This is a genomic window from Myxococcus sp. MISCRS1 (assembly GCF_026626605.1).
GTDB classification, from domain to species: Bacteria; Myxococcota; Myxococcia; order Myxococcales; family Myxococcaceae; genus Myxococcus; species Myxococcus fulvus.
The window spans coordinates 7850315-7869848 of record NZ_JAPNKB010000001.1; the positions used below are offsets into that span (position 1 = coordinate 7850315).

The 19534-nt window shown below is 70.3% G+C and carries 15 protein-coding genes; 11 read left to right on the plus strand and 4 right to left on the minus strand.

Going from position 1 to position 19534, the window contains the following annotated elements:
- Window positions 1–135 precede the first annotated feature (135 nt).
- The 6 genes from OWM54_RS31375 to OWM54_RS31400 all read left to right on the plus strand — a co-directional run bounded on the left by OWM54_RS31375 (window position 136) and on the right by OWM54_RS31400 (window position 9135).
- Window positions 136–1794 (plus strand): hypothetical protein, encoded by a 1659-nt coding sequence (locus OWM54_RS31375; RefSeq protein ID WP_267699856.1) that lies wholly within the window; start codon window positions 136–138, stop codon window positions 1792–1794.
- Window positions 1791–2492 carry an ABC transporter ATP-binding protein gene (locus tag OWM54_RS31380; protein ID WP_267699857.1) on the plus strand — a complete coding sequence of 234 codons (702 nt, stop codon included), beginning with the start codon at window positions 1791–1793 and terminating at the stop codon, window positions 2490–2492. Before OWM54_RS31375 ends, OWM54_RS31380 begins: the two co-directional genes overlap by 4 nt.
- Complete coding sequence (locus OWM54_RS31385; protein WP_267699858.1) at window positions 2489–3769, plus strand: ABC transporter permease; 1281 nt, start codon at window positions 2489–2491, stop codon at window positions 3767–3769. The genes OWM54_RS31380 and OWM54_RS31385 overlap by 4 nt, the downstream gene beginning before the upstream one ends.
- Window positions 3766–4548, plus strand: a complete 783-nt coding sequence (locus tag OWM54_RS31390) for a hypothetical protein (RefSeq protein WP_223748196.1) — start codon at window positions 3766–3768, stop codon at window positions 4546–4548. Before OWM54_RS31385 ends, OWM54_RS31390 begins: the two co-directional genes overlap by 4 nt.
- Window positions 4549–4668: 120 nt before the next feature.
- Window positions 4669–7290 (plus strand): serine/threonine protein kinase, encoded by a 2622-nt coding sequence (locus OWM54_RS31395; protein WP_267699859.1) that lies wholly within the window; start codon window positions 4669–4671, stop codon window positions 7288–7290.
- A gap of 87 nt (window positions 7291–7377) precedes the next feature.
- On the plus strand, window positions 7378–9135 hold the full coding sequence (locus OWM54_RS31400; RefSeq protein WP_223781790.1) for an ATP-binding protein: 1758 nt from the start codon (window positions 7378–7380) through the stop codon (window positions 9133–9135).
- 12 nt (window positions 9136–9147) lie between these two features.
- Here the strand turns inward: OWM54_RS31400 and OWM54_RS31405 are convergent, their stop codons facing one another.
- Together OWM54_RS31405 and OWM54_RS31410 are read right to left on the minus strand one after the other, a co-directional pair.
- Complete coding sequence (locus OWM54_RS31405; RefSeq protein ID WP_267699860.1) at window positions 9148–10290, minus strand: L,D-transpeptidase family protein; 1143 nt, start codon at window positions 10288–10290, stop codon at window positions 9148–9150.
- A gap of 565 nt (window positions 10291–10855) precedes the next feature.
- Window positions 10856–12733 (minus strand): LysM peptidoglycan-binding domain-containing protein, encoded by a 1878-nt coding sequence (locus OWM54_RS31410; RefSeq protein ID WP_420715388.1) that lies wholly within the window; start codon window positions 12731–12733, stop codon window positions 10856–10858.
- Window positions 12734–12830: 97 nt separating this feature from the next.
- On the opposite strand from OWM54_RS31410, the gene OWM54_RS31415 reads away from it, so the two are divergent.
- Window positions 12831–13541 (plus strand): hypothetical protein, encoded by a 711-nt coding sequence (locus OWM54_RS31415; protein WP_267699862.1) that lies wholly within the window; start codon window positions 12831–12833, stop codon window positions 13539–13541.
- On the opposite strand, the gene OWM54_RS31420 is transcribed toward OWM54_RS31415, so the two are convergent.
- A complete protein-coding gene (locus tag OWM54_RS31420; protein WP_267699863.1) occupies window positions 13497–15092 on the minus strand; it encodes a multiheme c-type cytochrome in 1596 nt (531 codons plus the stop codon). The two genes, OWM54_RS31415 and OWM54_RS31420, sit on opposite strands and share 45 nt — an antisense overlap.
- A 5-nt stretch (window positions 15093–15097) precedes the next feature.
- Window positions 15098–15481, minus strand: coding sequence for a response regulator (locus OWM54_RS31425; RefSeq protein ID WP_141332373.1), 384 nt, complete (start codon window positions 15479–15481; stop codon window positions 15098–15100).
- Between the two features lie 171 nt (window positions 15482–15652).
- On the opposite strand from OWM54_RS31425, the gene OWM54_RS31430 reads away from it, so the two are divergent.
- The 4 genes from OWM54_RS31430 (at window position 15653) to lpoB (ending at window position 19489) form a co-directional block, all read left to right on the plus strand.
- Complete coding sequence (locus OWM54_RS31430) at window positions 15653–17299, plus strand: mechanosensitive ion channel family protein (protein ID WP_267699864.1); 1647 nt, start codon at window positions 15653–15655, stop codon at window positions 17297–17299.
- Between the two features lie 118 nt (window positions 17300–17417).
- Entirely contained in the window at window positions 17418–18020 is a 603-nt protein-coding gene (locus OWM54_RS31435; RefSeq protein ID WP_223781794.1) for a hypothetical protein, read from the plus strand.
- Between the two features lie 16 nt (window positions 18021–18036).
- Window positions 18037–18867, plus strand: coding sequence for a hypothetical protein (locus tag OWM54_RS31440; protein ID WP_267699865.1), 831 nt, complete (start codon window positions 18037–18039; stop codon window positions 18865–18867).
- Window positions 18868–18880: 13 nt separating this feature from the next.
- Entirely contained in the window at window positions 18881–19489 is a 609-nt protein-coding gene (lpoB, locus tag OWM54_RS31445) for a penicillin-binding protein activator LpoB (RefSeq protein WP_141332377.1), read from the plus strand.
- Window positions 19490–19534 lie beyond the last annotated feature (45 nt).

Sequence of the window (19534 nt, forward strand, 5' to 3'; positions counted from 1 at the left end):
GGACCTCGCGGGACAGGGGGCGGCCAGACGTGGGACGTTGGCTGGCCGTCATACGGCCTCCTCGGCCGGGAGCCGGACGTCCGCCCCGCACAGGATTCCATTGACTCTCCGGCCCAGCCGTCCTGTCCTGCCGTCATGTTCCGCCGAGCCTGGTTTCCGACCCTCCTCCTCCTGCTCGCCGTCGCGGGCTGCTCGCGCTGTGGCAAGGACCAGGGCCCCGTCGCCCCGAGTGCCTCCGGCCCGGCGCGCTACCTGCCACGCGACGCGCAGGCGTCCGTCGTCATCCACGACCTCGGCGCGCTCGGAGAGAAGCTCGCGCGCTTCCAGCACCTGAAGGTCGCCTCCTTCGCCGCGCAGCTGCAGAGCTTCTCCTCCGCGGAGGGCTATGTGAACGCGGTGATGCGCCAGATGGGCGTGGACCTGCGCAGCCGCCAGGCCCTGGAGGCCGCCGGACTCGCTCCGGAGAAGGGCGCCGGCGCGGCCTTCCTCGGTGAGAGCCGCGCCGTCTCCGTCGTCGGCGTCAAGGACGCGCAGAAGCTCGAGGAGACCTTCGCCGGCTTCGCGCGCACCCGCCTGGGCGCCTCCGAGCGGAAGGAGGAAGGCGGCGCGGGCGGCAAGCTCGTCACCTTCAGCCGCCCCGGCTCCACCACCGCCGCGCTGGGCCTGTTCTTCATCGACGGCGGCCAGTTCGCCCTCCTCGGCGTGGGCCCGTCCGTCGCATCGCTGCGGCCCCTGGCCACGCAGCCCGAGGACAAGTCGCTCACGAAGGAGCCCGTCCTCACCGCGTCCCTCGCGCGGCTGCCCTCCAAGCGCGACTTCCACGTGTACCTCCCCGGCGGCGCGGGCCTGCTGGTGCCCGCCGGCACGGTGCAGGGCCTCACGCTCACCGGCCTCGTCGAGGAGCGCGCCCTCACCGTGCACGCCGACGCGCCGTGGCCCGACACCAAGCCGTCGCTCGCCGCGCTGGACCCGGTGAAGGACGCCGTGGACCTGCGCGGCTTTTTGCCCCAGGACAGCTTCCTCGTCGCGCGCTTCCAGGGAGACCCGTCGCACCTGGACGGCGTGTGGCCCTACCTCGTCGGCGACTACCTGACGCGCGCGGTGCAGAAGAGCGGGCTCGACGTGAAGGCGGAGGTGCTCGACAACTTCAAGCCGGGCACGGTGCTGGGCATCTCCCTGTCGCCCAAGGTGCAGCTGGGCTCGGGCATGCCCGCGCTGGACCTGCGCCGCACCAACCCGTTCCGCTTCGTGAACCTCGTCGCCCTGTCGGACCTGGAGAACCCGGAGCGTACGAAGGGCCTGCTGGAGAAGCTGCCCCAGCTCGCCACCGACTTCGGCGCCAAGGTGGAGGCCGCGGACCTCAAGGGCCAGCGCGTCTACCTCACGTCCTACCGAGCGGGGGAGGGCGCTCACTTCGCGCTCGCGCCCAACGGCAAGCTCCTGGTGGCCTCGCCCCAGTCGCAGCTGGAGGCCTCGCTCGCCGCGCTCACCCAGAAGGCCGCGGAGGGCCAGGTGGCCGCGGACCTGAAGGACGTGGGCAAGGACGCCGCCTTCAGCGCGGTGCTCGACTTGCGGCGCCTGTCGGACTCGGTGAAGAACCTTCCCTCGGAGGCATGGGGCATCGGCGGCTTCGCCATCAAGGCCACCACCGTGCGCTGGCTGGAGGCCACCGACGATTTGCGCGCGGTGACGCTGGCCGTGTCGCGCAAGGATCGCGCGCTCCAGGCCGAGCTGTCCCTGCGCCTCACGCCGACGGCTCCGTCCTCCACCACGACCCAGCCGGCCACTCCGTGATTCAAGCCCGAGACGTCACCAAGGAATACCTCGATGGCGATGGCACCCGGGTGCGGGTGCTCGACGGGATGTCCCTCCACGTGGACGACGGGGACTTCGTCGCGGTGGTGGGCCCGTCCGGCAGCGGCAAGTCCACGCTGCTGCACCTGTTGGGGGGGCTGGACATCGACTACCGGGGCGAGGTGAAGGTGGGCGGCGTGACGCTCAGCGGATTGAAGGACGCCGCGCTCGCGCGCTTCCGCAACACGCACGTGGGCTTCGTCTTCCAGTCCTTCCACCTCATCCCCAACCTCTCCGCGCTGGAGAACGTGCTGCTCCCCTCGTACTTCGGTCCCCGCACGCCCGAGGCCGTCAAGCGCGCGGAGGCGCTGCTGGAGCGCGTGGGCCTGGGCGCGAAGAAGGACCGCGCGCCGGTGCGCCTGTCCGGCGGCGAGCGTCAGCGCGTGGCCATCGCCCGGGCGCTCTACGGCGGCCCGAAGCTGCTGTTGTGCGACGAGCCCACGGGCAACCTGGACGCGGCCACCGGTGACGGCGTCATCCAGTTGTTCCGCGAGCTGCACAAGGAGGGGCTCACCGTGCTGGCCGTCACCCACGAGGACCGGATGAGCGCGGCCGCCCGGCGCGTGCTGCGGCTCAAGGAGGGCAAGCTCGTGGAGGAGCGCGCCACGTCCCAGGTGGCCTCGGGAGGTGTCCCGTGAGGTTGGATGCGCTGTCGCGACTGGTCCGGCTGAGCCTCGCGCGCGAGCGCCGGGGCGCGTTCTTCTCCGCCTTCGGCGTGGCCATGGGCGTGGGCACGCTCGTGTTCTTCATCGGCCTGGGCCTGGGCGTGGGCGCGGTCATCCGCGAGAAGATCTTCCCCACCGACGCGCGGCTGGTGGACGTGGTGCCCTCGTCGGTGTCGCTGGGCTCGCTGCTCGGCGGCGGCAAGCTGGACCGGGAGGCGGTGGAGCGGCTCACCGCGCTGCCCGGCGTGGAGTCCGCGTACCGGAAGATGAACGTGCGCGTGCCGGCGGTGACGCGCTACGACGGCGTCTTCTTCGGCACGAAGCTGCGCATGGGCATGGAGGTGCTGGCCATGGGCGTGGAGCCGGCGCTCGTGAAGGGCGACGTGCAGTTGGGCGAGTTCAAGGACCCCGGCGAGGGCCAGCCCATCCCCGCGCTCGTGTCCACGCGCCTGTTGGAGCTGTACAACAAGACCTTCGCCCCCGCGCGCAAGCTGCCGCAGCTGTCCGCGAACATGATTGTCGGCTTCGGCTTCCCGGTGGAGTTCAACCGCTCCTACGTGTCCCAGTCCGCCACCGGCCCCACCACGTCCGCGCAGACGCAGGTGGTGGGCGCGTCCGACCGCGCCATGTTCGCCGGCATCACCATCCCGCTGGAGACGGCGGTGCGCCTCAACCGCGCGGCGGGCGTGGACGCGGACAGCTACTCGGGCGTGACGCTGGTGGCCAAGGACCCGTCCCACGTGCCCGCGCTGGTGGACGCGGTGAAGGGGATGGGGCTGGAAATCGATGACCAGGAGCGGCGCATGGCGGAGAACACCGGCGCCGCGGTGGCGCTCACCACGTCCGCGCTGGCGCTCCTGTCCATCCTCATCTGCTTCCTGGCGGCGGTGAACATCGCCCACGCGCTGTCGGCCTCGGTGCGCGCTCGCGCCAAGGAGATTGGCGTGATGCAGGCGGTGGGCGCGTCGCGCTCGGACATCCGGGCCATCGTGCTGGCCGAGGCCGCCGTGGTGGGGCTGGCCGGGGGCGCCATCGGCACCGGGGTGGCGCTCGCCGCGTCCCTCGCCGTCAACCGGCTCGCCGCCAGCTACCTGCCCAACTTCCCGTACAAGCCGGACAGCTTCTTCTCCTTCCCCTGGCCCGTGGTGCTCGGGGGTGTGGTACTGGGACTCCTGGCCGCGTTGGCGGGGGCCTACTTCCCCAGTCGCCGCGCCGCCGCCACCGACCCCGCACGGACGCTCGCAGGATGACGCTTCCCTCCCGTAAGACGCTGTTGGGCAACCTGCTCAGCCTGGCCGCACTCGGTTGGATCTACGGAGGAGACCTCGCCGACGCCGTGCGGGCCCGGAGCGCGGACGTGTCCGCCCTCATCGAGCTGCCCTCGCCGGTAAGGCCCGCGGTGGTGCTCGGGCTGGCGGCCCTCGCCGTGGGCGTGGCCCTCTTCGGCGGGCTCGCGCGGGGCAGGGCCGACGACTTCAAGGGCTACCGCCTGCTGCCCATCCTCCTGGTGGGCGCGCTCTTCTTCGACCTGATGCTCGCCGAGAGCCGCATCCCCATCGAGCCCACGGACGCGGCCTCCATGGCCCTGCAGCGCTTCCAGAAGCTGGCCCAGGAGCAGTCCACCCAGGACGCCGTCGTGGAGGACCCCCGCGTGCTCCAGACCTTCCTGGAGCAGCTCGGCCGCCCGCCCTACCTGGTGCGGGGGGAGCAGCTCCCCGGGTACACCCTCCAGGTCCGAAAGGACTGCGAGGGCCCGGTACGAGAAGCCCCAGGGGTGCGCCCTGGCACGCTCCTGTACTGCGTGGCCCCCGAGCGCAAGGGCGCGTGGGTGACGCTGGTGGGCCTGGCCGCGGAGACGCGCTTCGGTCCTCCCGAGGTGCTCTCCGTCGGGGGCCAGACGCGCTTCCTGCTCGTGCAGCCCGCCCTGGGCGAGGAGGCCCCCGAGCCGGGCACCGCCTTCCGCGACGCCCAGGCCCCCTCCACGGATGTCGCCGCGGACGCGGGGAGCACCTCCAGTCTCCAACCTTGAGAAAAACGCGCCGCTACGCGCCTGTTGCCTGCTCGCCTGGAGGGCGCGTGGGGAGGTGCCGTGTGGTTGACCCTGCGGACGGGCGATCGCTAGGCTCGCGTTGAACGGACCCTCCCCCACGTGACGACCTCTCAACCGAAGCGGCAGCCCATTCCATTTGGGAAGTACCTCCTTCTGGACCGCATCAACATTGGCGGCATGGCGGAGGTGTGGCGTGGCAAGCAGTTCGGCGCGAGCGGCTTCGAGCGGCTCGTGGCCATCAAGCGCATCCTGCCGAACATCGCGGAGGACGAAGAGTTCATCTCGATGTTCATCGATGAGGCGAAGATCAGCGTCCAGCTGAGCCACGCCAACATCGCCCAGATCTACGAGCTGGGGCAGATCGCCAGCAGCTACTTCATCTCGATGGAGTACATCCCCGGCAAGGACATGCGGGCCATCTTCGACCGCTGCCGGAAGAAGGGGGAGCCGGCGCCGGTGCCGCTGGTGGCGTTCTGCATCTCCAAGATGTGCGAGGGCCTGGACTACGCCCACCGGAAGAAGGACGGGATGGGGCGGGACATGAACATCGTCCACCGCGACATCTCGCCGCAGAACGTCCTGTTGTCCTTCGAGGGCGAGGTCAAGGTCATCGACTTCGGCATCGCCAAGGCCGCGGGCAAGGCGACCAAGACGCAGGCCGGCATCCTCAAGGGCAAGTTCGGCTACATGAGCCCGGAGCAGATCCGCGGCCTGCCGTTGGACCGCCGCTCGGACGTGTTCGCCATCGGCGTGTGCCTCTACGAGATGCTTACGGGCGAGCGCCTCTTCGTGGGTGACAGCGACTTCAGCGTGCTGGAGAAGGTGCGCAAGGCGGAGGTCCCCGCGCCGTCCACGTACAACCGGCGCATCCCGGAGACGCTCGAGAAGATTGTGATGCGCGCGCTCGCCAAGGACGTGGACGAGCGCTACCAGTACGCCAGCGAGCTGGGCGACGACCTGCAGCGCTTCCTCATCACCAGCGAGACCATCTTCGGCCGCAAGGACCTCATGCAGTACATGAAGTCCACCTTCGCGGAGGAAGTGGAGCGCGAGAAGCAGCGCCTGTCCGACTACGCCGACATCCGTCCCCCCGAGGGCATGCTCGCGGCGCTGGACGCGGCCGGCTTCAGCAGCATGCCCTCCCAGGCCGCCGCGCCACAGCCCGTCGCGGCGCCTCCGCCCGTGGCCGTGCCCGTGGTGCAGCCGGTGGCCCCGCAGCCCCGGTCCACCGCGACCATGGGCGCCGTGTCGCCCGGAGGCGTGCGCCGCTCGCCCACGCTGGCCGCGCTGCCCAAGCTGACGGCGGCCACCGCCGCGCCCGCGCCGAAGGAGGACGAGGTCCAGGCCACGCAGCTCGTCTCCAGCGACCATGTCTTCGAGGACAGCCCGGAGCCCACCACGCAGCCGGGCGCCAACGTGGGCCGCACCGTCACCCCGCTGGAGACGCGCGCCCAGGAGGAGGATGAGGACGAGCCCACCACGGGCAAGACGGCCGTCCTGCCGGTGGCGCCGCCCCAGCCGCAGCCTCCGCGCCTGTCCCAGGCGTCCATGCCGGTGTTGTCGCCGTCCGGACCGCCGGTGGTGCGGCCCTCGACGACGGTGCCCACGCTGGTGCCGCCCGAAGTCGCCGCGTCGGCGCCCCGCGGCAGCCGGGGTGGGGGAGAGTCGCTGCCGCGCATCGTGCGCGAGACGCCTCCCGACGTGTCGCAGGGCATCTCGCGCTCGGCGCTCCCGCCCGACGTGTCGCAGGGGATTTCCCGCCAGGCGCTGACGGAGGGGCTCCAGGGAGGCTCGCGTCCTCCCTCGCCGCCGCCGATGCTCGGCGCGGGCGCTCCGGTGGCCAAGCCGCCTCCGCGCCCGGTGGCGCACGAGGAGGAAGAGGAGGAGGAGCGCTCGACGACGGCGGTGCCTGCGCTCGGCCGACGGGGCCTGGACAAGCGGGTGCTGTACGCCGTGTGCAGCCTCGTGGCCCTGGTGGTGCTCGGTGGACTTGGCTGGGCGCTGTCCCGTCCGGGACAGGGCTACGTGATGCTGGACCTGCAGCGCGTTCCGTCGGAGGTGCGCGGCCGCGTGCAGGTGCTGCTGGACACCCAGCCCATCGCGGTGGAGGGCCCGGGGACGTCGGTGCTGCGCGAGGTGACGGCCGGCCAGGTGATGGTGACGGTCAGCGCGGAGGGCTACAAGACCTTCGTCCGCACGCTCGAGGTCAAGAGCGGCAAGGAAGTCATCCCGGTGGAGGTGGTGCTGGAGAGCCTGGTGCGCACCGCGTCGCTGGTGCTCGTCACCCAGCCGGCCGACGCCCAGGTGAAGGTGGACGGCAAGGTGGTGCGCGAGCAGGGCCAGACGGATGCGTTCATCAAGGGCGTTCCGGTGGGCGCGGACCCGTGGGTGGTGGAGGTGAGCGCCCCCCAGCACAAGGCCGCGTCCAAGCGCGTGTCGGCGTCCGGTGAGGGGCCGACCGAGGTGGCGGTGAAGCTGGAGCCGGTGGTGTCCAAGCTGTCGGTGCGCATCGACTCCAAGCCGGCAGGCGCGGTCATCTTCGCGGGCAGCCGGGAGCTGGGGGCGACGCCCACCACGGTGCAGGTGTCGCCGAACGAGCGCCAGCTCACCCTGAAGCTGCGCTGCCACAACGACGCGGAGGTGGAGGTCCCGGCGCCCCTGGCCGGAGAATCCATCGCCACGACGACGGTTTCGCTCAAGCGCCAGCCGCGCTGCCGTTAGATTCCATGAAATCGAGCCCCGCTTCCCTTCGTGGGAAGCGGGTGTGTCGACTCCCTTCTCGTGGGGAGTGACAGGAGGCGTGTGTCCGTGAGCAAGGTACGCAAGGTCCACAAGGAAGATCCGCTGGCGGACCTCCCCCGCTGGGCGCAGCAGCTTGCGCGCAAGTACTACACGAAGACGGTGAGCACCTTCCTGCTCTACGGAGCGGTGAGGGACCTGCAGCCGCTCAAGATGGAGGACGACTCGCTGGGCTTCGGCACGCTCAAGACGTTCCTCTCCGAGGAGCTCTTCGGTGGACGGGACCACGTCCTCTTCTATGATCGCTCGTCGGGCATCCGCTCGGCCACGCCGGAGACGCAGAAGGACCTGGCGCGGACGATGTCCGGGTACGACGCGATGTACGGCACCGACTACGCCAAGGTCATGCCGAGAGACCCGGGCCGGGCGCTCCAGATTCTGGAGAACTTCCTGCGGATGCGGCTGAGCGAGGGGCGCTCGCTGGCGCTCATCATCGACTTCGCGGAGACGCTGGTGCCGGGCGGCGAGATTTCGCACCTGTCCTCCGAGGACCGCTTCGTGCTGGCCACGCTGGACAAGTGGGCGCACGACCCGCAGTTCCTCGCGGGTGACGTGTCCGTGGTGCTGCTGGCGGAGAACCTGGCGGACATCGCGCCGCGCATCTCCCGCAACCCGTACGTCGCGCCGATTGAATTGCCGCTGCCCACCGAGGAGGAGCGGCTGGAGTACGTGCGCTACAAGCTGGAGGGCAAGCGGCTGCAGTCGCTGTCCGACGTGCCGCTCGCGGGCCTGGCGAAGATGACGGCGGGTCTGTCGCGCATCAACCTGGACCGGGTGCTCACCGAGGCGCTGGAGCGCGAGGTGCGCATCACCGCGGAGCTCCTCAAGGAGAAGAAGAAGGAGATCATCCAGGCGGAGTGCCACGGCCTGCTGGAGTTCATCGAGCCGGCGCACACCCTGGACGCGGTGGCGGGTCACGCCAAGGCGAAGCAGATGCTGCGGCAGGCCGCCTCCGCGCTGAAGAAGGGGCGCCTGGAGGTCATGCCCATGGGCTACCTCTTGTCGGGCCCCGTGGGCACGGGCAAGACGTTCATGGTGAGCTGCTTCGCCGGGGAGATTGGCATCCCGGTGGTGAAGTTCCTGAACTTCCGCAGCCAGTGGCAGGGCGTCACCGAGGCCAACCTGGAGAAGATCTTCAACCTGCTCAAGGCCCTGTGGCCGGTGGCGGTGATGATCGACGAGGCGGACACGTTCCTGGGCAACCGCGACTCGGGCGGGGACTCGGGGACGAGCAGCCGCGTGTTCGGCTCGATTGCCTCCTTCATGGGCAACACGCAGTACCGCGGAAAAATCGTCTGGTTCCTGATGACGGCGCGGCCGGACCTGCTGCCCATCGACCTGAAGCGGCAGGGGCGCGCCGAGGAGCACCTGGCGCTCTTCTATCCGCAGACGGACGCGGAGCGCGACGAGCTGTTCCAGGCCATGTCCAAGAAGACGGGCGTGTCCGTGGAGGGCATCGAGTCCTACTCCAAGCTGATTCCGGAGGGCGTGCGCGCCTTCAGCGGCGCGGACATCGAGGCCGTCATGGTGCGCTCGAAGTTCCGCGCGCTGGCCGAGGGGCGCGAGGCCGTGTCCAAGGAGGACCTGGTCGCGGTGCTCGCGGACTTCGTGCCGCCCAGCTACCCGCTGGAAATCGAGCTGCAGAACCTGGTGGCGGTGCAGGAGTGCACCAGCCGCGAGCTGCTCCCGGAGGTCTACCGCACGGTGGACCGCGACCTCATCACCCGTCGGGTGCGGGAGCTCAAGGCGCTGCTCGAGGAGGGGTAAGCGGCTCGTCGGTCAGGAGACCGGCACCGGGGCTGCTGCGCCCAGGTGCGGGTCGTTCACGTGCTCCACGATGGCCACGCGGTCCCCCGCGGACAGCGCGTCGTGGAGCACGATGATGGCCTCGTTCGAGTGACGGATGCAGCCATGGGACACGTCCATGCCGAGCAGGGCGGGGGCGTTGGTGCCATGCAGCTCCTCGGCGGAGTGGCGTCCGTCCGCCCACGACAGGTCGAGGATGCGCGTGCCGAAGACGTGCTTGTCGTTCCAGAGGCGAGCCCCGGCGGCCTCGGCGGCGGCCTGGTCCAGACGTGAGCGGACGACCTTGAGGCCCGCGCGCGTGGGCGTGGCCTGGGTGCCCGAGGCGTTGGGGAAGATGTCCACCAGTCGCCCTTCCGCGTCGTAGAGGAAGGTGCGGTGCTCGCGCAGCGCGACGATGACGCGCACGGGCTGGCCTTCGTAGATGGCGGGAGGAATCCCGCGCGATTGTCCGCGGGCACCGGGCGCGGGCGCCAGCGAGTCGAGCGCCTTGAGCGTGGCCGCGTCCAGCGCGCCCGTCACCTTGACGCCCGGCAGCGTGCGGCTGGCGTGCACCTGGAAGTTGCGCAGCGCGCGGACCGTCTGGGGACCGAACTGTCCGTCCGCGCCGCCGTGCAGGGCGAAGCCCATTTCGAGCAGCGCGCCCTGCACCGCGCGGATGCCCTCACCGCGTGAGCCCGGGCCGAGCACCTCCTGTCCCGAGGCCACGGGCGACAGCTGTACGACGTCGGCGAAGCGCGCGTTGCCGAGCGGGGAAGGCGAGGGTGTCCATGTGGAGAGGCCCCAGCCGTTCACCGAGCCTGCGAGCGGGGTGGTGTCGTGTTGGGAAACCCGCGACGAGGTGGCCGGCTTCACGGCGCCGAGGCCAGCCTTGGATACGAGTGACGCGCGGGCTTGCGCATCCGCCAGGCTCGCGGGCAGCGCGAGCGTGGGCTCCAGATTCAGCGACGCGCGAGCTTGCGCATCCCCCCGGCTCGCGGACAGCGCGATTGTGAGACTCGGCTCGGGCGGCACGAGGCCCTTCGCGCTTGCGAAGCTGGAGGCCATCGGCATCACGGGGGGCAGCTCGCGCGAGGCGCGCGCTTTCGCATCATCCTGACGCGCAGACAGGGGGAGCACGGGCCTCGGCTCTGGTGGCACGTGGCCCTTCCCGCTTGCGATGCTGGAGGCCATCGGCATCGCCGGGGTCGCCTCGGGGGCCACGCGGGCGATCTCATCCGCCGGGCTCGCGGAGAGCGTGGGCCTCGGTTCGACGGAAGCGACTGTTCGCGAGTTGGCATCTGGCGCGCTGACCGCCGCCGGGTGCGCGTGTCCGCCCAACCACGGGGTGGCGCGGGTGACTGGGTCCGGAGGGAGGCCCTGGCGTGAAGTGGACCCGGTGAGGTCCACGCGCGAGCCGCCGGCCCGCACGGACGTGTCTTCGATTTGAGACGTTCCGATTCCGTGGGACGGACGTCGCGTTACCGGGATGCTGGAGACCTGCCGTGGCGCTGGCTCCACGATGTTGCCGGAGGCCCGGGAAAGGTGTGTCCCGAGGCTGCTCGGAGCGAGGAGCGGGTCGGTGTCGGGCGGGAAGGGGTGGGTGAGCGCGCCGTTCCGCGAAATGGGCGAAGTCATGCGCCCACCCGATGCAATTCACTCGCCCGGCGTCATCATGTCCGGAAGGCCCCTGTCGAGAAGGCGCTCACGGCGCGCTCAGCGAGAGGACCTTGCCCGTGGGGATGGTGCGGTGGTCCTTGATGTTGTTCCACCGCATGATGTCCTGGACGCTGACGCCGTAGCGCTGCGCGACGGACCAGAGCGTCTCGCCCTCGGCCAGCGCGTGCACCTTGCCGCCGCTCACGGGCTTGCCCGCGTTCGACGCGACCTGCCTGGCCACCACGACGGTGCCCGCGCGCTCCTGCACCTGCGCCGTGCCCTGGGGCCACACGTACACGAGCGAGCCGACCTGCAGCGTCGGGTTGCGCCGGCGCAGGTTGTTCCACTTCTTCAAGTCATCCACCGACACGTTGAACTTGGTGGCGATGACCCAGAGGCTGTCGCCGGACTGCACGCCGTACGTCACGCGCGTGCGGCCGTTGAGCGTCTCCGTCTTCACGGGGCCCGCGGCCACGGGGCCCTTGGGTGTGCCGGCCGGCACCTCGTCCTCGGGGCGGTGGGCCACGACGCCGCTGCGGCGGGCCTGGGCCACCTTGCTCGCGATGGCGCCGCCCGAGGCTCCGGCGGCCTTGCTCGCGGGGATGGGGATGACCAGGTCCGCGCCGAGCTTCAGCGTGCGCGCGCTCTTGAGCCGGTTCATCTGGAGGATGGCCTCGGAGGCCGTGCCGTAGCGCTCCGCGATTTGCGACAGCGTGTCGCCGCGCTTCACCTTGTGCACGCGGAAGGTCAGCCGCTCCGCGGGGGAGATGCGCTTGAACCCCTCGACGAACCGGGGGCCCGCGCCCTTGGGCAGCCGCAGCTTGTAGGGGTGCTTCGTGCTCGCGGGCGGCGTGCACCAGCGCTTGAGCTCCGGATTCAGGTCCTGCACGTCCTGGATGTTCACGCCCGCCGCGCGGGCCACCACGTCCAGGTCCGTGGCGTCGGTGAGCTCCACCTCGTCGAACTCCAGGGGCTGCTCGTAGTCGAACTCCTCGTCGGAGAAGCCGAACGCGGACGGGTTCTTCGCGACGAGCGCGGCGGCGATGAGCTTGGGCACGTAGTGCTTGGTCTCCTTCGCCAGGCCCTTCTCCTCGGAGAGCGCCCAGAAGTCGCGCGTGCCGTGGCGGTCAATCATGCGCCGCACGCGACCGGAGCCCGTGTTGTAGCCGGCCCATGCCAGATACCAGTGGCCCAGCTCCCGGTAGAGGTCCTTGAGATAGGTGGCCGCGGCGTGGGTCGCCTTGAGGGGGTCCCTGCGCTCGTCCACCCAGAAGTCCTGCTTGAGGCCGTACTGCTTGCCCGTGCTGGAGATGAACTGCCACGGCCCGGAGGCGTGCGCCCATGAGTAGGCGTGCGCGGAGAAGCCGCTCTCGATCATCGCCAGGTACACGGTGTCGAGCGGCATGCCGTGCTTCTCGAGGATGGGCTGCATCACCGGCAGGTAGCGCGCGGAGCGGGACATCCACTTGCGGAACCAGCGGCGGCCGGGCCCCTGGAAGAACTGGATGTACTGCGCGACCAGGGGCTGCATCTCCACCGGGATGTCGTAGCGGTCCTGGATGCTGCGGACGTCGAATGTGGCCAGGTTGGTGATGAGCGGGAGCTGCTCGGGAGAGTCGTCCTCGCGGAAGGTGGGCTCCTCGAGCGCGTCCAGCATGCGCATGCGCAGCGGGTTGGCGAGGCCCAGGCGTCGCAGCGACTGCATCACCTCGGCGCTCGGCTTCGCGGTGGGGTCCAGCGTCACGCTCTCCAGCGCGCGCATCTCCTCCAGCTCCGCGGACTCGGACTCGACGACCTCGCGAGTGGCCTCGGGCTCCTCGTCCGCGTCGTCAGGAGCGCCTGCGAGGGCGCGCGCTTCGTCGGCCTCGTCATCCCCCGGCGCTGCGTCGGTCGCGGGAGCCACCGGCTCCTGCTTGCTCGCCATGTCCGTGCCCGAGGTGCCCTCGGCCTTCACGTCCTTCGCCGTGTCGGCGGTGCCCGCGGCGGGAGGCGCGACAACGTTCGATGCGCCCTCGACCTTCGTGCCCTTCGCCACGGTCGTCGCCGAGGTCGAACCTGTAGAAGGCGAGGCGACCTCGGCTTTCGTGCCCGTCGCCGCCGTCGCGGAAGGCGAGCCCGTGGAGGGCGAGACACCCTCGGCCTTCGTGCCCGTCGCCGCCGTCGCGGAAGACGAGCCCGTGGAGGGCGAGATACTCTCAACCTTCGTGCCCTTTGCCACCGTCGTCGCGGAAGGCGAGCCGCTCGACGGCGATGCGCCCTCGACCTTTGCGCCCTTCGCTGAATCGGCCGTGCCTGCGCGCGACGGCTCGGTCGCCAGCCCGGTGGGGCGCGTGGCCGTGCCGCTGTCTGGCATGCTCGCCTGCGCGGTGGGAGCGATGGTGGTGGCCGTCGCGGGCGCGGGCTTCAGCTCAGCCGCGGCGGGCGCCGGCGTCTCGCTCGCGGCGAGCACGCGCATGCCGGCGGGAGGCGGCGGCATGGGTGGCGGCACTCCCGGCGAGGCGGGAAGCGAGGCCAGGTTCAGCACGAGGAGGCAGAAGGGCAGCATGCGGTCGCAAGAAGAGTGCGCCCAGAAGCAGGCGAAGCCCCAAGTATTCGCCCTTTTTCTTGACAGTCAAACAACGAGTCGCCCGGTATGGCCGAATGAAGCACCCACCGTGGGTGCGGCCTGCCAGGCAAACGCTGCGGGTTTACGGCTTCGCGGGTTTCCGCTCGTCCGCCGGCTTGTCGGGTGACGCGGCGTCCAGGGGCTTCCCGTGACCCGGTCCCAGGATTCGCGGCAGGTACGTCGCGAAGTCGAAGTGCGGCGAGTTCTCCGGGTTGTGGCAGGTGACGCACAGCGCTTCACCAGGCGACGCGATGATGTTGTCCGCGCTCGGCTCCTCCGAGTGCACGGAGCCAGGGCCATGGCAGCTCTCGCAGCCCACGTCCTCGCGCCCCGCCACCTTGTCCAACCGACACACACCGCCCGGCTGCTCCCAGCCCGTCACGTGACAGCCCACGCAGTTGAGGTGGTGCTGCTTGCCCACCTCCTCCAGCGTCTCCCACGCGTGGTGGTGCTTGGACTTCTCCCAGACGGGGAAGCTCTCCTCGTGGCACGAGCGACACGGCTCGTTGCCCACGAAGCCCGCCTGTCCCTTCGCGGGAGCGGGGCAGTCCTGGCCGTGCTCCTTCGCCCACGCGAGGTTCAGCTTGCCCACCTCCGAGTCGTAGCGCGCCACCAGCGCCTGCGCGTCCGGCAGCGACGGCAGCCCCGACTCCAGCGGCACGAAGCGCACCGTGAAGCCATTGACGTCGGGCGACGCGGCGGGCGGCGCCGACACCAGCGCCTGCTTGCGCGCCACCAGCTCGTCGCGCTTGCCCTGCTTGAGCGCCTTGAGCTTCGGGTCGATGCCCGGGAGGTTGATCTCCTTGTCCAACAGCGCCGTGCGCTGCTCCAGCGCGGCCACCTCGCGCTCCAGGTCGGCCTGTCCCTTCTGGAGCGAGAAGCTCCCGGGCGCCTTCGCGTAGCTCAGGTCCACGCGCACCAGCGAGCGGCCCTTGCTCTGCGGCGCGACCACGGGGACCGTGGCCTTCACCAGCCGGTTCTGCTCGCCGCTCAGCTCGGACGCGGAGCGGGTGGCCACCAGCACATCCACCGCGAGCCCCGGCAGCTCCGCCGCCTTCTGCGCCTCCTCCAACGGCGCATCCAACAACCCCAGCACGAAGTCCGCGCCGTCCGAGCGGGCCTTCGCGCTCGCCGCCACCAACTGCTCCGGCGAGTCCGCCGCCACCACGCCCACCTTGCGAGGACCCGCGGGCAGGAGCTTCACCGCGCCGTCCGCCACCTCGGGCAGCCCCAATCCCTGACGGAAGGCCGCGCCGCGCGTGTCGTCCAGCGGGCCGGTGGCGCGCACCGACAGCCCCATCATCCGCATGGCGTCCGCGAGCGCCTTCGCCTTCAGCTCCTCCTGCGGCACCTGCCCGGGCTTGAGCGTCTTCTCCCCGAAGAGGCTGTTGCCGCCGTCCACATAGTGCACGGGCAGCGCGCCCCGGCGGGCCTCGCTCACCTGGAAGGCCGCGCGGGCGATGCCACCGCGCATGTTCTCACTGCAGCCACACGGGCCCAGGTAGCCCTGCGTGTCCGCGGAGACGAAGAGGATGGCGCCCGGCGAGGAGGCCGCGGCCGTGGGGGACGCGCCCGCCTCGGGTGTCTCGGGCGGGCGGGGAGCGGGGTCCGTGCGCCTGCAGCCTCCGAGCACCAGCACCAGGCCCCAGAGGGCGGCGACCAGGACGGGGCGCGGCATGCGAATCACCAGAGGATGCTCTGCACCAGCTCGTCGATCTTCTCGCCCATGGCCTCCAGCCCGTTCTCCTTGGAGAGGAAGCCGTCGGCGCCCACCTGCTCGGCCAGCTTGGACAGCTCCACGTCCGGGAGGCTGGAGAACAGGACGATGGGGATGTCCTGGGTGCCGTACTCGTTCTTCAGGGTGCGACAGATGTCGGTGCCCTTGGCCTCGGGCATGTGGATGTCCGTGAGGATGAGGTCCGGGCGCCAGGCCTGGAGCGTCTTCTCGAACTCCATCAGCGTGGAGGTGGCGACGACCTCGTAGCCGCGCGCTTCCAGCACGGCCTTCTCCATGGCGAGCGTGATTTCGCTGTCGTCAATCAGGAGGATTCTTCGCTTCTCGGACACGTCGACCTTCCTTGGGCGCCGTTTCTATCCTACCCCCAGCCGGCGCACCAACGCCTTTCCCACGGGGTGAGAGGGGTGGTGTCCCCGACGTCCCCCTCGGCGCCCCTCCGCCAGGGGGCCAGGCCCCGACTTCTTCCGGCAAAGGGGCCGAAAAGGAGTAAGGAGGGCCGCATGATGCACACAGACGGAAGGGCCTGGATGGCCCTCCTCGTGATGGGACTCGTCCTCGGGGCGCTGCCCGCCCAGGCGCTCAACTCGGGTCTGCCGCCACCCTCCGCGGCGATGGACCGCCAGACGCCCCATGCCACGGCGCAGGGCTTCCTGTCCGCCGCGCACCGGGGGGACTACGCCTCCGCGGCCCACTACCTGGACCTGGACTTCATCCCCAAGGCCCAGCAGCCCGAGCGCGGCGCCCAACTGGCCCGCCGGCTCAAGTTCGTGCTGGACCGCAAGCTCTCCATCGACCTGTCGGCGCTCTCCAAGGCCCCCGAGGGCGACCCGGCCGACCCCCGCTTCGACCTGGTGGGCACCATCCCCCTGGACGGGGCCAACGTGAGCGTCCGGCTCCAGCGCGTGACGCAGGACGGCGCGCTGCTCTGGGTCTTCAGTGAGTCCACCGTCCGGCTGGTGGACCCCCTCTTCGAGGCGTACGGCCCCCGCGTGGCGGAGTGGCTGCCGCCGTTCTTCTTCTCCGGCACGGTGCTGGGGCTGGAGCCGTGGCAGTGGCTGGGCCTCCTGGTGGTGCTGCTCGCGTCGGTGGGGCTGTCGCTGCTCCTGGAGAAGGTGTCGCTGGCGTTCGGCCTGCGGCTCGCGCGCTGGACGAGCATCGAACTGGACGACCAGCTGGTGGTGGCGGGGAAGGGGCCCTTGCGGCTGCCGTTCTTCGCGGTGCTGCTGGCGGTGGGCACGTCCTTCCTGCTGCTGCCGCGCCCCACGCAGACGGTGTTCAACCGGGTGAGCTACTCGCTCATCATCGTCGCGGTGGCGTGGTTCATCCTGCGCTTCCTGCGGGTGTTCGCGGACTTCATCCAGAACCGGGTCAACTCCGAGAGCCGCGACCCGGCCCGGGCGCGCTCGCTGCGCACCCAGTTCGCCGTGCTGCGCGCCGTCTTCGAGGCGGCGACGTACGTGGTGGCCGCGGCCCTGCTGCTGATGCAGTTCGAGGTGGTGCGCAACGTCGGCGTGTCGCTGCTGGCCTCGGCCGGTATCGCCGGCATCGTGATTGGTCTGGCCGCGCAGAAGTCCATCGCCACGCTGCTGGCCGGCATCCAGCTGTCCATCACCCAGCCGGTGCGCATCGGCGACCAGGTGGTGGTGGAGACCGAGTTCGGCACCGTGGAGGAGATCACCCTCACGTATGTGGTGCTGCGCGTCTGGGACCAGCGCCGCATGGTCATCCCCATCACCTACTTCCTGGACAAGCCCTTCCAGAACTGGAGCAAGGTCAGCCCCGAGCTGCTCGGCGCCGTCACCCTCCAGGTGGACTACTCCACGGACGTGGACGCGCTGCGCGGGGAGCTCAAGCGCATCCTCGACAACGAGGCCAAGGCCCTCTGGGACGGCCGCGTGCAGACGGTGGTCGTCCTGGAGGCCCAGGACCGCACGCTCACCATCCGCGCGCTCGTCAGCGCCGCCAACCCGGACCGCCTCTTCGAGCTGCGCGCCCTGGTCCGCGAGAAGCTGGTCATCTTCCTCAGGGCCCACCCCCAGTGGCTGCCCTTCACCCGCACCGAGTCCCGGCAGGCGCCCCCCGTGCAGGTCGACCCCCAGCCGGACGCTCCCCAGGACGCCACCCCTCCGGGGCCTCGCGCTTCCTGAGAGAACGGCCCGGGCCCAAGGTGCGCTTGCCAGCCCGAGCGGTGTTTTGAATATTGGCGGGGGCCGGACGTCGGACGCAGTGGAATTTTCGCACCTACCGCATGTGGGAGTCTTCGAGATGAAGCGTCATTCCAGGTTGTGCGGAGCCCTCCTGTCGCTGGCCGTGGCGGCGCCGTTGACCGCGGCCGCGCAGGAACGTGGCCGCACGGATGGGCCCGAGGAATCCGAATATGGCAAGGGCGGCTACTCGGGTTCGAGCAGCACGGGCGTGTCGTTCCAGCTCGAGTGGGGCGCGGCCGTCAACGCCGAGGAGCCTCCCCGGGACGCGCCCGAAGGCCCCCCGCTCTATGTCGGCGCCACGGTGTCCTGGTGGGGCGCGGACTGGTTCGCGCTGGACGCCAACGTCACCTACGTCTTCGACGGCGGCCGCACCAACGTCATGGTGGGCCCGCGCTTCCGCAGCTGGGGCTGGCCGCTGGTGTTCTCGCTGGGCCTGAAGGCGGGCGCCATCTACACGCCCGACTACGTGGACGACGCGTCCGGCAGCGGGCGGGGCAGCAAGGAGGAGCTGCACTTCGGCATCTCGCCCCAGGTGGGCGCGGAGGTGCTCATGGGCTCGCGCGACCGGGTGTCGCTCGGGTTGTTCTACACTCCGGACATTCCCATCGGCGGTGGCGGCGTGACGCACCGGTTGGGCATGGCCGTGGGTTATCGCTTCTAGAGGGGGAGGTCCCGACATGATTGCCCAAGTCCTCGCGGCGACCCTGGCGCTGGCGGCGAGCCAGTCGCCCGTCAGCCTGTCCACGGCGAATGGAAGCCCTCGAATCGCCCTGCCGTTCCCCGAAGGGAACGTGCAGACCTACAACATCATCCAGTGGGACCCGAACAACCTGCCGCGCATCTACGAGCGCTCGGACCAGCTGCCCCTGACGGACGAGGAGCTGACCAAGCTGTCCCAGGCGGGCTTCGAGCCGGCGGACCTGGTGAAGATGATTGAAGAGCGCCGCTGCGCGTGTGACGCGAGCGCGGACGGGCTCATCAAGCTGAAGAAGGCGGGCGTGGACAAGAAGGTGCTGGCGGCGGTGTCGCGCCACGGCATCACGCCCAACCGGGAGCTGGAGCTGCTCATCACCCTGGACTTCACGGGGGAGAGCCGCGTGGCGCGCGAGGCGTTCCTCTACTTCTTCGTGGAGGACGGGGACCTCACCCGCGTCTTCACGGCGAACATCTCGGAGCTGCTGCAGCGCCGCAACCGCCACGAGATGAACGTGGACCGCAGCGACATCCTGGTGGCGCGCACCGTGCGCCGGGTGCAGCTGGCCGGCCGCGTGCCCCTGAAGACGTACGGCAAGCACTCGGTGATGGTGGCCGCCAGCGCCAGCCCCACGCTCACCCATCCCTCCCAGCTCAACGCGCAGGAGCGCTCGAAGGCGCAGACGTACACCTTCGACTATCCGCGCGCCTCGCTGATGAGCCAGTGTCGCCTGACGGCCGGCTACCGTCGCGACGCGGTGCTCGCCTACAAGTGGAACTTCGAAGGCAGCCGCTTCGAATGCGAATGGAACTAGGAGTCACCGCACCATGAAGATTCATCGCCTGCTCTTGTCCGCCAGCCTCGTCGCCTCGCTCGCCGCGTGTGGTGGCCCGCGTGCCTTCACGCGTGGCACGTACGAGGACCCGAACGAAATCGAGATGCTGTCGGACCAGTTCAACGAGAACGACCTGCAGCTCATCGCCAAGAAGATGGCGGAGTCGCTGGCCTCCTCGCCGCGCTTCTCCACGCCCCGGCCGGACGGCTCGCTGCCCATCGTCCTCGTGGGCAAGCTGAAGAACAGCACCTCCGAGCACATCGACATGCGCTCCCTGGGGGACAAGATCCAGACGGCGCTCGCGCAGACGGGCCGCTTCGCCATGGTGGACCAGGCCGCGCGCCAGGACATCGCGGAGGAGTACGAGTACCAGCAGTCCGGCTACGTGAATCCGAACGCGGCGAAGGGCCCCGGGCAGCAGGTGTCCGTGGACTTCCTGATGTCGGGCGACCTGGCCTCCATCATCCAGGAGGTCGGCCGCGACAAGCTCGTGTACTACAAGATGACCGCGAAGCTCAGCAACGTGCGCACCGGTCTCATCGAGTGGACGGACGAGAAGCAGATCCGCAAGAAGTTCGAGAAGCGCGGCGTGAGCTGGTAGCTCCGTCGACGGTGGCCGCCGGCTCGTGGTGAAGGCTCGACTGCT

What these genes read in the sequence shown, in the direction of transcription:
- OWM54_RS31390 (WP_223748196.1), top strand. Translation starts at nt 3,766, where the DNA reads ATGACGCTTCCCTCCCGTAAGACGCTGTTGGGCAACCTGCTCAGCCTG.
- OWM54_RS31410 (WP_420715388.1), bottom strand. Translation starts at nt 12,733, where the DNA reads ATGGCGAGCAAGCAGGAGCCGGTGGCTCCCGCGACCGACGCAGCGCCG.
- lpoB (WP_141332377.1), top strand. Translation starts at nt 18,881, where the DNA reads ATGAAGATTCATCGCCTGCTCTTGTCCGCCAGCCTCGTCGCCTCGCTC.
- OWM54_RS31440 (WP_267699865.1), top strand. Translation starts at nt 18,037, where the DNA reads ATGATTGCCCAAGTCCTCGCGGCGACCCTGGCGCTGGCGGCGAGCCAG.
- OWM54_RS31375 (WP_267699856.1), top strand. Translation starts at nt 136, where the DNA reads ATGTTCCGCCGAGCCTGGTTTCCGACCCTCCTCCTCCTGCTCGCCGTC.
- OWM54_RS31420 (WP_267699863.1), bottom strand. Translation starts at nt 15,092, where the DNA reads ATGCCGCGCCCCGTCCTGGTCGCCGCCCTCTGGGGCCTGGTGCTGGTG.
- OWM54_RS31430 (WP_267699864.1), top strand. Translation starts at nt 15,653, where the DNA reads ATGATGCACACAGACGGAAGGGCCTGGATGGCCCTCCTCGTGATGGGA.
- OWM54_RS31435 (WP_223781794.1), top strand. Translation starts at nt 17,418, where the DNA reads ATGAAGCGTCATTCCAGGTTGTGCGGAGCCCTCCTGTCGCTGGCCGTG.